At 27.8% G+C, this 13,167-nt stretch carries 13 protein-coding genes; 1 reads left to right on the top strand and 12 read right to left on the bottom strand.

Annotation, left to right across the window (positions count from 1 at the left end; translation table 11 throughout):
* Positions 1 to 5 precede the first annotated feature (5 nt).
* The 8 genes from nusA to ACIJYF_RS07510 form a co-directional block, all read right to left on the bottom strand.
* Positions 6 to 1,559, bottom strand: coding sequence for a transcription termination factor NusA (gene nusA, locus ACIJYF_RS07545; RefSeq protein ID WP_435116602.1), 1,554 nt, complete (start codon positions 1,557 to 1,559; stop codon positions 6 to 8).
* A gap of 98 nt (positions 1,560 to 1,657) precedes the next feature.
* Entirely contained in the window at positions 1,658 to 2,827 is a 1,170-nt protein-coding gene (gene metK / locus ACIJYF_RS07540) for a methionine adenosyltransferase (protein ID WP_435116600.1), read from the bottom strand.
* Entirely contained in the window at positions 2,820 to 4,364 is a 1,545-nt protein-coding gene (gene lnt, locus ACIJYF_RS07535) for an apolipoprotein N-acyltransferase (protein WP_435116598.1), read from the bottom strand. Before lnt ends, metK begins: the two co-directional genes overlap by 8 nt.
* A 1-nt stretch (position 4,365) precedes the next feature.
* On the bottom strand, positions 4,366 to 4,827 hold the full coding sequence (gene ybeY, locus ACIJYF_RS07530) for an rRNA maturation RNase YbeY (RefSeq protein WP_435116596.1): 462 nt from the start codon (positions 4,825 to 4,827) through the stop codon (positions 4,366 to 4,368).
* Complete coding sequence (locus tag ACIJYF_RS07525) at positions 4,820 to 5,815, bottom strand: PhoH family protein (protein WP_435116594.1); 996 nt, start codon at positions 5,813 to 5,815, stop codon at positions 4,820 to 4,822. The genes ybeY and ACIJYF_RS07525 overlap by 8 nt, the downstream gene beginning before the upstream one ends.
* A gap of 3 nt (positions 5,816 to 5,818) precedes the next feature.
* The gene (miaB, locus tag ACIJYF_RS07520; protein WP_435116592.1) at positions 5,819 to 7,147 is read right to left on the bottom strand and encodes a tRNA (N6-isopentenyl adenosine(37)-C2)-methylthiotransferase MiaB; all 1,329 of its coding nucleotides are present in this window, start codon (positions 7,145 to 7,147) and stop codon (positions 5,819 to 5,821) included.
* Entirely contained in the window at positions 7,144 to 7,560 is a 417-nt protein-coding gene (locus tag ACIJYF_RS07515; protein WP_435116590.1) for a Fur family transcriptional regulator, read from the bottom strand. The genes miaB and ACIJYF_RS07515 overlap by 4 nt, the downstream gene beginning before the upstream one ends.
* Before the next feature lie 8 nt (positions 7,561 to 7,568).
* On the bottom strand, positions 7,569 to 7,955 hold the full coding sequence (locus ACIJYF_RS07510) for a peptidase M22 (RefSeq protein ID WP_435116588.1): 387 nt from the start codon (positions 7,953 to 7,955) through the stop codon (positions 7,569 to 7,571).
* On the opposite strand from ACIJYF_RS07510, the gene ACIJYF_RS07505 reads away from it, so the two are divergent.
* On the top strand, positions 7,948 to 8,964 hold the full coding sequence (locus ACIJYF_RS07505) for a polysaccharide deacetylase family protein (RefSeq protein ID WP_435116586.1): 1,017 nt from the start codon (positions 7,948 to 7,950) through the stop codon (positions 8,962 to 8,964). The genes ACIJYF_RS07510 and ACIJYF_RS07505 overlap by 8 nt on opposite strands.
* Here ACIJYF_RS07505 and ACIJYF_RS07500 read toward each other — a convergent pair.
* Genes ACIJYF_RS07500 through murJ form a run of 4 tightly spaced genes read right to left on the bottom strand, consistent with a single transcriptional unit; the run spans position 8,961 to position 13,147 of the window.
* A complete protein-coding gene (locus ACIJYF_RS07500) occupies positions 8,961 to 10,016 on the bottom strand; it encodes a glucosaminidase domain-containing protein (protein ID WP_435116584.1) in 1,056 nt (351 codons plus the stop codon). The genes ACIJYF_RS07505 and ACIJYF_RS07500 overlap by 4 nt on opposite strands.
* A gap of 4 nt (positions 10,017 to 10,020) precedes the next feature.
* A complete protein-coding gene (locus tag ACIJYF_RS07495) occupies positions 10,021 to 10,560 on the bottom strand; it encodes a NifU family protein (protein WP_435116582.1) in 540 nt (179 codons plus the stop codon).
* A 52-nt stretch (positions 10,561 to 10,612) separates the two neighbouring features.
* The gene (trpS, locus tag ACIJYF_RS07490) at positions 10,613 to 11,614 is read right to left on the bottom strand and encodes a tryptophan--tRNA ligase (RefSeq protein WP_435116580.1); all 1,002 of its coding nucleotides are present in this window, start codon (positions 11,612 to 11,614) and stop codon (positions 10,613 to 10,615) included.
* A gap of 3 nt (positions 11,615 to 11,617) precedes the next feature.
* Positions 11,618 to 13,147 carry a murein biosynthesis integral membrane protein MurJ gene (gene murJ, locus ACIJYF_RS07485; RefSeq protein ID WP_435116578.1) on the bottom strand — a complete coding sequence of 510 codons (1,530 nt, stop codon included), beginning with the start codon at positions 13,145 to 13,147 and terminating at the stop codon, positions 11,618 to 11,620.
* Positions 13,148 to 13,167: the final 20 nt, after the last annotated feature.

Here is a 13,167-nt window from a genome sequence, read left to right as displayed (position 1 = left end):
ATCACTCAATCTTTGTAGACAATATTTCTCGCAGACATAATCAGTTCATCCGCTTCTTCTTTTGATAAAGCAAAATCTTCAAGGTAACCTTGGATTTTTACTCTTTCACCTTTAACAATATCAAATCCACCTGTTAGCTCATCAGATGCTAAATCAGCAAAATCTTCTAAAGTTAGAATTTTTTGATCACCTAAAGTCATTAACATTCCAGGTGTTAGTCCTTTTAAATTTATCAAAGCATCTTGAAGACCTAATTCTTTTATTCTTTCTGAAATATCTTCTTGATCTTTTTGATAAAATTCTTTTGCTCTTTCTATTAAAGCTTTTGCAGTATCTTCTTCAATACCCTCAATTTTCATTAAACTTTCTGCAGTAGTATCTTTAATATCATCTATTGATGAAAAACCTTCGGCAACAAGTAATTGACCCAACGTTTCATCTAACTCTAAGTTTTTAACAAAATTTTCTGTTTTTTCTTTAAATTCAGATTGTCTTCTTTCCGAGTCTTCTGCATCAGTCATTATATTAATTTCATAATTTAATAACTTAGTTGCAAGTCTTACGTTTTGACCTCTTCTTCCAATCGCTTTACTTAAATTTTCTTCAGTTAAAATTACGTCTAATTTTTTTCTTTCTGTATCTACATTTACTCTTTGAACTTCTGCTGGTGATAAGGCATTTGAAACTAAGATTGCTGGATCTTCAGACCAATTTACAATATCAATTTTTTCACCTTGTAATTCATTTACAACAGCTTGAACTCTAGATCCTCTCATACCCACACAAGCTCCAACTGGATCAAGAGATGTGTCTACTGCCTTAACACAAATTTTTGCTCTACTGCCAGGATCCCTTGATGAAGATTTTATTTCAATCAATCCATCATAAATTTCTGGAACCTCTTGAACAAAAAGTTTTTCCATAAACTTTGGGTGTGCTCTTGATAAGAAAATTTGTTGTCCTCTCGGCTCTCTTCTTACATCATAGCAATAAGCTTTAATTCTATCTCCAGCTTTAATATTTTCTCTTGGTATCATTTCATTTTTTTGGATAATTGCTTCTGTACGTCCAAGATCCGCAATCACATTTCCAAATTCTAGTCTTTTAACAATACCACTTAAAATTGTGTCTTTTTTATCAATAAAGTCATTGTATTGTCTTTCTCTTTCAGCTTCTCTTACATTAAAACTGATTACTTGTTTTGCCGTTTGAGCTGCAATTCTTCCAAAGTCAAAAGATGGTAACGGTTGTAAAACCTCATCTCCAACTGCTTTGTCTTTGTTAATTTCATTTAGATTAATTGCGTCTTCAAGTTTAATTTCTGTATTAGAGTTTTCTGGATTTTCAGCAACAATCAATTTTCTAAAGATTTCAATGTCACCATTATCTCTATTAATTGAAACTTTTATTTCATTTTCCTGACCAAATTTTGACTTTGCTGCTTTTGCAATACCAGTTTCCATTGAACTAATGATTAGTTCTTTGTCGATAGATTTTTCTAAAGCTACAGCTTCAGCTATTCTTAATAATTCTAATTTATCTGCTCTTTTATTTAACATGTTTTTGTTTGCTCCAAAAAAAAATGGGCTAATGCCCATTTTGTAAATTCAATAATGTAAGGGCAATATAGTAAAGTTTTTTTTTAATTCAACAGAAACTATTTAGAAAAATGGCTAGTTTTATCAGTTTTTTCCCAAGAAAATGAACCATTATCATCTGGTGTTCTTCCAAAATGCCCGTAGGCAGCTGTTTTCTCGTATATTGGCTTATTTAAATTTAGCATCTCTCTAATACCTCGAGGGCTTAGATCAAAATTTTCATTTATCTTATCTACAACAAATTTATTTTTTTCTAAATCGTTATCAAATAAATCAACATAAATTGATAATGGTTTAGAAACACCAATTGCATAAGCCAATTGAATTAAACACTTGTCAGCAATTTTTGAAGCTACAACATTTTTTGCAATATATCTTGCTGCATAAGCTGCAGATCTATCAACTTTCGTAGGATCTTTTCCAGAAAAAGCTCCACCACCATGAGGTGCAGCGCCACCATATGTATCAACAATAATTTTTCTTCCTGTTAACCCACAGTCTCCATCTGGACCACCAATAACAAAATTACCTGTTGGATTAACGTAAAACTCTTCTTCATCAAAACCTTCAAGAAAAATTGATGGAATAGATTGCAGCATGTAAGGTCTTAATAAATCTCTAACTTGTGCTTGATTAACATCTGCAGAATGCTGGGAAGATATCACCACAGATTTTACTTTTGTAGGTTTTCCATCAACGTATTCAAAAGTAACTTGGCTCTTACTGTCTGGTTCTATATTTTTTAACTTTCCTGACTTTCTATCCTCTGCCATTAATCTTAAAATTTTATGAGAGTAATGAATAGGTGCTGGCATTAAAACATCGGTTTCATTACAAGCATATCCAAACATAATACCTTGGTCTCCAGCTCCTTCATCTTTATTTCCAGATGAGTTTACACCCATTGCAATGTCAGCAGATTGCGAATGAAGATGACTCTCTATTTTTGTTGCTTCTCTCCAAGTAAAACCTTCCTGATCATAGCCAATATCTTTTATGCAGTTTCTAACTTTTTCAATTAATTCATCTTTTTTTATCTCAGGACCTCTAACTTCTCCCGCTAAAACTACTTTGTTCGTTGTTGTAAGTGTTTCACACGCAACTCTTGAGAATGGATCTCCGGATAGATAACTATCAACCACCATATCTGAGATTCTATCTGAAACTTTATCCGGATGACCTTCGGATACTGACTCACTTGTAAAAAAGAAATTTTTTAAATTACTCATCTCTAAATCTATTAAATGAAAATATCAAAAAAATATATAGTAAAATTAATGCTATAAAGATTTTATTTCCATATTTAGAAAATAATGTTGGTTGTATTTTTTTAGCTTTTGTAAAATCAATATAACCTGACTGTCCATATTCAACTTTTTTCTCAAGAATACCTAGGGGATTAACAATAGCTGCAATACCATTATTCGCTGAACGTAATAAATATTTGCCACTTTCAACTGATCTAAAAATACTATGAGCAAAGTGTTGTTTGGGTCCAATCGAACTACCAAACCAACCATCCTCAGAGATATTTACCATTAAATCAAAATTTGAGTTATTAAACATTTTACCTGAATAGATTATTTCATAACAAATTAATGGTAATATTTTCATAGAAAAATCATCTCTTTTTATATTTATAATTTTTCTATCTTCACCACTTGAAAATGATTGATAATTATTTGTGATTACACTTAAACCAAATTTTTTAAGAATACTTTCAAAAGGTAAAAATTCACCAAATGGGACCAGATTAGTCTTGTTGTAAAAATTTAATATTTCTAAATTATGATCATAAATTGATAAGGAATTGAAATAATCAATTTTTTCTTTGTTTGTTTTTTGACTATTAATTCCGATGAATAATAAATGATTTTTACTAAAGATATCTTCAAATAACCACTTAAATTCAATTAATTCTTTTTGAGAAACACTTGGTAGAATTCCTTCAGGCCAAACAAATATTGTTTTATCATCTTTATTAGGCTGACTTATATCGATCAATTCATTTATTACAGAAACTGGATCAATATTTGAATAAAATCTATCTAGACTTATATTTGAACCTATGGCTCTTACTTTATATTCATAATTTATAGTATCTGATGAGTTAAATCTTTCTTTATAAGATGATCCATATAAATAAAATAGAAATGGCATAACTAGAAAAACTAAACACACAGCTATATCTTTTTTTGTTTCTCTTAAAATAAAGATTGCAGGACTAGCAAACAATGAAATGCAAAATAAATTAAATCCGTAGGTTCCTATTAATGAGGTAATACTCAATATTTCTAAATGATTAACAAAACTATAGGCTATTAAATTCCATGGAAAACCAGTTAAAATTGAACCTCTAATAAATTCAAAAACTCCGAAAAATAATGCAAAAACTAAAAAAGAGCTTACTACTTTTTTAGACTTTAAAATTATAAAACAAAGAGTAGCTAATCCATAAAAAATTCCTAGGAATAAAGGTACTAAAATAAGAGCTATGGGAATTAAAAATTTAAAATTTTGATCAAATGTTAAAGATATGGATATCCAATACAAGCTTGATAAAAAATAACCAAATCCAAATAGCCACCCATAAATAAAAAAATGTTTTTTACTTTGGGTAATTTTGGATTTTTTAAACAAAAATATAAAAAATGCACTAAAGGTAAAAAAATTTATTATTAAGTAATTATAGGGAGGTAAACTTAAAGATGAGACTGCACCTAAAATTATTAAAAAAACTATCTCAATGTATCTTTTTTTTATCAACCTAGTTAATCTTTGAAATTACAGATTTATATATTTTTTCTTCCTCACTAACCATTCTTCTATAATCTTTATCTTTTATATGGTCAAAACCTAATAAGTGAAGATATCCATGAATAAAAGTTTTAACTACTTTTTCTTTAAAGTTTTTAATATTTTGTGATTTAGGTTTGTTCATAAAATTATAACTAATTATAATATCTCCAATATAAGTACTTTTAGTTATTGATGTTTTTTTTTCTAATGGAAATGAAAGAATATCTGTAGACTTATTTTTATTTCTAAAATTCTTATTTAATTTTTTGATACATTTATTATTAGAGAGAAGTAAAGAAAGGGTTATTTTCTTGTTAAGAAATCGGTATTTTCTAGGGAAGAAATTACAAATTTCTTTGAAAAAAAGCTCTTTTTTTCTAAGTTTTTTTGACCAAGCTTTCTCTTCTGAGAAAACTTCAACACTAATCATTTTTTGAGTAGGCTTTAACTATTTTAGAAACTAGTGGATGCCTAACCACATCTGAGTGATCAAAATCGACAACGGATATTTCATTTAAATGGCCTAATAATTCTTTTGATCTTACTAAACCCGACATATTTTTATTTGGTAAATCAATTTGTGTTGGATCTCCATTAACTACTATTTTAGAATTTTCTCCTATTCTAGTTAAAAACATCTTAATTTGTGTATCTGTTGCATTTTGCGACTCATCTAAGATTGCAAATGAATTTTTTAAAGTTCTTCCTCTCATAAAAGCAAGGGGCGCTATTTCAATATCGCCTATTTCGATCATTCTTTGAATTTTTTCGAAATCAAAGAGATCATACAATGAGTCATATAAAGGTCTTAAATAAGGATCAACTTTTTCTTTCATATCACCAGGTAAAAATCCTAATCTTTCTCCTGCTTCTACAGCTGGTCTAGACAAAATAATTCTTTCAATTTTTTTTTCTAATAACATCGTAAGGCCTACAGCTACCGCTAAAAATGTTTTACCAGTTCCAGCTGGACCCGCAGAAATTATTATATCACTTTGTCTTAAGGCTCTTACATAATCTTTTTGTTTTTCTGATCTTGGAATAATTGATTTTTTTGGAGTCTTAATTATATCAGTGACATTATTATTTTTAACTTTTTCATTGATCATAAAATTATCTACTGAGGAAAGTATATCCTTATTTTCAATACTACCATTATTAATAAATTGATTGGCTAAAAATTTAATTGCATTTTTGACCATTTCATTTTTTTCAGGATTAGATTTAATTAGAATTGAATTACCCCTAGAATATAAACTCGTTTCTGTAATTTTTTCTAATTCTTTTAAATTTTTATTAAACTCACCTACTACACCAATCAAGAGTTCGTTATCATGAAAAATAACACTTAAAGAATTATTATCAGAATAAACAAACTTTAAGGAAGTATCGCTATTTTTTTTTGTTAAGCTACTCAATTACTATGCTACCTTTTGATTAGAGTTAAAGTCTCTTTCACCAAACAAGGTGCTTCTATTACTTTTATTTATTTTCACGGGCACAATTTTTCCAATGTCATCTTTTTTACCATTAAAAATAACTGATGTCATATATTCAGATCGACCAAAAACTTGGGTTGTATCATCTGTTAAATTTTCAACTAAAACGTTAATTGTTTTATTCTCCAATGATTTATTCATTTGCATCTGATTATCATATAACTGGTTTTGAATTTTTTCTAATCTTTCCATAGAAATTTTTTTATCGATTAACTTTAAATCTGCAGCAACTGTGCCTGGTCTTGGACTAAAAATAAAAGAATAGGAATTTATAAATTTAATTTTTTGAATAAGTTCAAAAGTATCATTAAAATCAATATCCTCTTCTTCTGGATAACCTATTATAAAATCACTAGAAAATTGAATATTCTGGTTAATTTCTTTTAAACGGTCGTGTATTTTGTAATATTCATTTATTGTATGTTTTCTATTCATTAACTCTAAAATTTTATCGGACCCACTTTGAACTGGTAAATGAACTAGTGGCATAAGTTTTTTTGAATATTTATAAACTTCGATTAAATCATCCGACATATCTTTTGGGTGAGATGTTGTATATCTGATCCTTTTAATGCCAGAATATTTTTCTATCTCTAATATTAAATCTGATAATTTATACTTTTCATTATTGTAAGCATTTACATTTTGTCCAAGTAAAATTAATTCTTGTGTACCTGAGTCTATTAAATGCTTAGCCTCATCTAAGATTTGTTTAAATGGTCTAGAATATTCTGGACCTCTTGTGTATGGCACTACACAAAAATGACAAAACTTATCACAACCTTCTTGGATAGTTAAAAATGAAGAAATTTTTCCAGAATTATTTTTAATTTTATTAAAATATTCAAATTTTGAAATAGCATCAAATTCTGTTTCTTCAGTTTTTTTATTTTTTTCTATATGATTTAAAATTGTGTCATTAATTTTATGATATGATTGTGGTCCAATAACAAGATCGATGTACGGTTCTCTTTTAAGCATTTCCTGATTTTCTGCCTGAGCAACGCAACCAGCAATAATTACTATTGGTTTTCTTTTTGATCTAAAAATTTTTTTTACCCTTCCAATTTCGTGATAAACTTTTTCTTTAGCCTTATCTCGTATGTGACATGTGTTTAAAAGATAGCAATTAGCATCTTCATAATTTTCTGTTTTTTCATAGCCAATTTTTTTTACTGAATCGTATATTCTATTTGAGTCGTACTCATTCATTTGACAACCAAATGTTTTAATAAAAATTTTTTGATTCATTGATTAGGATTTTTTTTTATCCCATATAATTCAAGCTTATGGTCTACTAGTTTGTAGCCATATTTTTCCGCTACTTTTTTTTGAAGTTTTTCAATTTCTTCATCTACAAATTCAATAATTTCACCTGACTTAACATCTATTAAATGATCATGATGTCCTTCATTTAATTCTTCATATCTTGCTTTCCCACCTTTAAATTCATGCTTAGCAAGTATACCTGACTCTTCAAATAATTTTACAGTTCTGTAAACGGTTGCAATGCTTATCTTTGAGTCAATTTTAGAAACTCTGTTATACAATTCATCCACATCAGGATGATCAGATGATTGCGACATAACTTGCGCAATTACCTTACGTTGATCGGTTAATTTTACACCCTTTAACAAACATTTTTCCTCAATAGTTTCTGACATAATTAATTTTAACTTAAATAAACAGGATTAATCAAATTTTTTTTAATTTTATATTTTTTACATAAATTTGGGATATTTTCATAACTTAAGTCTTTTTCATCTTTAAAATCTTCTAAATTATAACAGTAATAATCAATATCTTTTGCAACGTAAAAGGCTTTAACAACTGACATTGAATTTCTTATACCGGCAAAGCTTCCTGATCCTTGATTAATATAAATCCCACTAATATTGGTAATTTTAATATTTTTTGATGAAAGAAAATCATTAATAATTATGGTTAATTTTTCATAATTAATTTTAGTATTCTCATGAGTAATATTATAAATACTACCATTAGAGATGATCATTAGAAAAATTTTTTCACTGGCAGCATCTATAATAAGTTTGTTCATTTTTATTCTGTTTTTAAGCTCAAATTCTATTTCAGATGAAAATAATATCAAACACTATTCTGGAGACGAAGGTATTTTATCATTAATGTATCATCGTTTTAACGAAAATAAATACCCATCTACCAACATTCGAATGAATGTTTTTAAAGAGCAGATGGAAATAATAAAAAACTCAGATTACAGTTTTTCTAATCCAAAAAATTTTGTGGAAAGTTTTAGTTCACCAAAAACAAATAAAGAAATTCTTATAACAATTGACGATGGTTTTTTATCTTTCTATCTTGAGGCATGGCCATTTTTAAAACAAAATAAGATTCCTTTTATTTTGTTTGTTTCAACAGAACCTGTTGGAAAAAATGGATATATGACTTGGGAACAAATTAAAGAAGTTGGGGCTGAAGAATTCACTATAATAGGTCACCACTCGCATTCCCATGGGTATCTTATTGACAAAGATGATAATTTTTTTATCTCAGACATAGAAAAAGCAAATGAAATATTTTTAAAAAATTTAGGATACATACCAAATTTATTTTCTTATCCTTTTGGTGAATATTCAAAATTCATGAGAGATTACATTTCTCAATATTTTGATTTTGCTTTTGGCCAACACTCTGGCGTAATTGATTTAAATAAAGATAAATTTGAACTACCTAGATTTCCAATTAATGAAAATTATGGGAAATTAAAAAGATTTAATTCAATTATAAATTCATTTCCACTGGAATATGAACAATTACTTCCTCTAGAAAAAAAACTATCCTTAGAAAATAATCCTCCTAATTTTCAAGTTAAGTTTTTTAGTGAACAATCTAATTTAAATAATATTAATTGTTATTCGAATGAATTAGATATTTGGGAAAGGTCTAATACAGCTTTAAATGATAATACGTTAACGATAAATTTTAGAGGACCATTTGTTCCAAGAAGAGGTAGAATTAATTGCTCCTTAAATGACAATGGAAAATGGCGATGGTTTGGTGTTCAGTTTCCTATTAAGAAAAATTAAATAAGACTCTCTAGATCAGAACTTGAGGGTAGTAATTTAGCATCATCAAAATCTTTTAGTTTGTTTTGTTTTATTATTTGCTGCAAAACTTCAACATATTGATTTCCTGTTTCTGCGTATTTATTTAGATAATTAGATAGTTCTAAACTATCTAGTGGTTTATTAGAGTCTCTAAATTCTGCCCTAGCTTTTCTTAAATCTTTATAAGTTGGATGAGTGTTTAAATTTCTTTGGTAGGCTCTAACAGATGCTTGTAAAATGTTAAATTTCATAACTTTATGATCCGCTCCCTCTTTTGCCTCTTTTGGTTTTAGACCTTCTCCAGACCAAGTCCATTGTCCAAATAAAGCATTACCCTCTTGGGCAAATCTAGAAGTTCCCCAGCCTGTTTCCTTTGCTGCTTGAGCAATTGCAAGAGACGCTGGTATTTCATCCATTCTTATTTTTAATGTTGATAAATCTTTAGATTTTACACCATATTGTTTATATTTTTTTTCGAGCCAATTTAATTCTGCAGTTGTGTTATTGCTTTTGTTGATAATATCAAAAAGGGTTCTTCTATCTTTTTTAATAATGTTGTTTTCTTTTATAATTAAAGGCAAAACAATTTGTATAAAAAATTCTTTCCTTTTCTTACTATTTTCAATCATCTTTAATTCGGTAGGCAACAATGTTAATGCAACTGGTTTAACTAATTTCTTTTGTCTAACATCATTAAGATTGTAATCAGTTTCCTTAAACAATTTATTTATTGAAGCTGCACTTAAATAAACTGCCTCCGTCTCACTATTATTTAAGCTGTAGATATCAACTAGAACTTCTTCTTCATTTAAAGTTTCATTTGCTTGTTTATTCTTGTCTTCTTTATTAAGTGTATAAGCCAAAATCTTTTTTGAATTATTTGTATACTCTTTTGTATAGAAATTTTTATCAGCGAAATTAATAAATATTGGAGCAATATAAAAAAAAGAAATTGTTAAAAAACTACTTAAAAAAAATTTTAATAAATTATTTTTACTTCTTTGTTCAAATAAATCTTGATTATTTTTCATAGTTCTAAATTGCGACAACTTCTTTTACTTCAGGTAAATAATGACATAAAAGATTTTGAACACCTTGCTTTAATGTCATTGTAGAACTTGGACATCCAGAGCAACTTCCTTGTAATTGAACTTTAACTACTCCATCTTTAAATTCTTTAAATCTAATATCCCCACCGTCTCTAGCTACTGCTGGTCGTATTTTTTCATCTAGAATTTTGACTATTTTTTGCTCAAGGTCATCTAGATTTGAATTTTGCTCTTCTAAATTTTCATCTATGACAAATTCTTTTCCCTCGGAATAAAAATCATTAATAAATGAAATTACTATATGTTTTATTTCATCCCATTTTATTATTTCCTTTTTATTGATGGAAATAAAGTCTTCTCCTAAAAAAATTCCTTCTACACCATTAATTGATAATAAATTTCTAACAAGTACATTTTGAGTTTCGTCTTTGTTGGTAATTTCATATGGTCCACTATTAGACACTTTTTTTCCTGGCAGAAACTTAAGTGAATTAGGATTTGGTGTAACTTCAGTTTGAACGAACATGAATTATATATAGTGAATATTTGAAAAATTAAAACTTGTTAATAAATTTTATCTAAAAACCTACTATTTCTTTAATTCTTTTGATCTTTTTTGAGGCTATTGTATTGGCTCTTTCAACTCCTTCTAGAAGAGTATTGTCCAAATATGATTTGTCATCTAATAATTTTTTGATCTCTGTTGAAATAGGTTGAATCTTATCAACGAGAGCTTCAGATAATTTTTGTTTAAATTCTGAGAAATTTTTGCCTGCAAAATTTTCTACACTTTTTTGTAAAGTAGAGTTTGTTAAACTTGAGTATATGCCTAAAAGATTTTTTGCTTCTAATCTTTCATCAAGTTCTTTTGTTGTATTAGGCATTGGTAATGGATCTGTTTTTGCTTTTTTAATTTTATTTATAATCAAATCCTTATCATCAGTTAAATTTATTCTACTTAAATCTGACAATTCAGATTTACTCATTTTCTTTGAACCATCTTTAAGGCTCATAATTCTTGAAAATTCTTTTTGGATTAAAGGCTCTGGAACCTGTAAAAAATTTTCAATTTCAAAATCAGTATTAAACTTTTGAGCAATATCTCTGCATAACTCTAAATGTTGTTTTTGGTCATCTCCCACAGGAACATGGGTTGCATCATAAAGAAGGATGTCTGCTGCCATAAGAACTGGGTAAGAATAAAGACCAACACTTGCTTTTTCTTTATCTTTTCCAGCTTTTTCCTTAAATTGTGTCATTCTATTTAGCCACCCCATTCTGGCAACACAACTCAGTATCCATGCTCCTTCAGCATGAGCGGGCACTTTTGATTGATTAAAAATTATACTTTTTTTGGGGTCTATCCCACTAGCAATAAATGTAGCTACTGTTTCTTGAATATTGCTCCTTAACTCCTTAGGATCTTGTTTAACAGTGATAGCATGCAAATCTACAACACAAAATATACACTCATTTGCGATATCATTATTTAAATCTACAAAATTTTTTATGGCCCCTAAATAATTTCCTAGATGGAGGTTGCCTGTGGGCTGAACACCAGAAAATATTTTTTTACTCATAAATTAATACCTTAATTTAATATCATTCATTTGAAAAGCTTTGATGAAATAACACACAATTAAATAAAATAATAATCCTAATATTGTAGATAAAACCAAGTATAAAGATTTGATAGATTGATTAAATGCTAATTCATTTTGAAAAAAATTTAATAAAAAGTTAAAAAATATACCCATTAAAATTGATGCAAAAACTATTTTAATAAATTTGATAAAAAATATTTGATTGAAATAAAATAATTTTTGTTTTTTTAAAAAAATAAATAACAACATTGAATTAAACCATGAAGAAATAGAAGTTGCTATTGGAATTATTATAAAACCAACTTCACTAAAATAATAAATACTAATAAAAATATTAAGTACTACAGAAATCAAAGAAATATAAAATGGGGTTTTGGTATCATTATTTGCAAAGAAAAAACTTGAAAAAACTTTTATCAAAGCAAAAGCGGGCAGACCTAATGCAAAATAATACAAAGCTAAACTTGAATTATTCACTGAATTTTCATTAAAAGATCCATATCCAAATAAAGCTGAAATAATTTGTTCTGATCCAATAATTAAAGCAATAGTCGCTGGCAGACTTAAAAACAAACTCAATTCAAGAGCTTTATTTTGTATTAGCAAAATCTTATCCTTTTTACTTGATTGGATATGTTTTGAAAGCTGTGGAAGTATAACAACTCCAATCGCAATACCAGCTATAGCCAAGTTAATTTGATAAATTCTATCCGCATAATATAAATAAGAAACTGCACTTGCTTGAAATGATGCAATTATTGTTCCAATTAAAATATTAATTTGGGTAACCCCAGAGGAAAAAATGCCTGGTAAAAGTTTCTTAAAAAAAAACTTAACTTTATCACTTGCTTTTAATTTAAGGCTAAATTTAAGTGAATAATATTTTGATACATATTTATATAAAAATATTAATTGAAAAAAACCAGCTAAAGAAACACCATAAGATAAATAATAAACTAACTGATCTCCTAAAGATTTAGAAAAAATTAATACTAAAATTAAAATAATATTTAAAATTATTGGGGCTGCAGCTGCGGCTGCAAACTTATTATGTGAATTTAGAATTGCAGAAAAAAATGATGCTAGACAAATAAAAAATAAGAAAGGAAATGTAATCCTTGTCAAATTTGTTGCTAATTCCATTTTTTCAATATCACCAATAAATCCTGGAGCAATAATTGAGACAAATGCTGGCATAAAAATCTCAATTACAATTGTCAAAAATAATAATCCCAGGAATAATAGATTGAAAACATCATTTGCAAATATATTTGATTTTTTTTTTCCCTTAATTACTTCTGATGAATAACTTGGAACGAATGCTGCATTAAAAGTACCTTCAGCAAACAATCTTCTAAATGTATTTGGAATTCTAAACGCTACAAAGAAAGCATCAGCCAACATTCCCGTACCAAGGAAAATTGCTATTAAAATATCTCTTAGGTAACCAAGCAATCTGCTTATTATCGTAAAAAAACCAAATGTGCCTGTTGACTTAACTATGTTCATAAATCATATTAGTCTTAATT

It is taken from the genome of Candidatus Pelagibacter bacterium nBUS_49 (assembly GCF_051200925.1).
Lineage (GTDB): Bacteria > Pseudomonadota > Alphaproteobacteria > Pelagibacterales > Pelagibacteraceae > Pelagibacter.
This window is presented reverse-complemented; position numbering and strand designations above follow the sequence as displayed.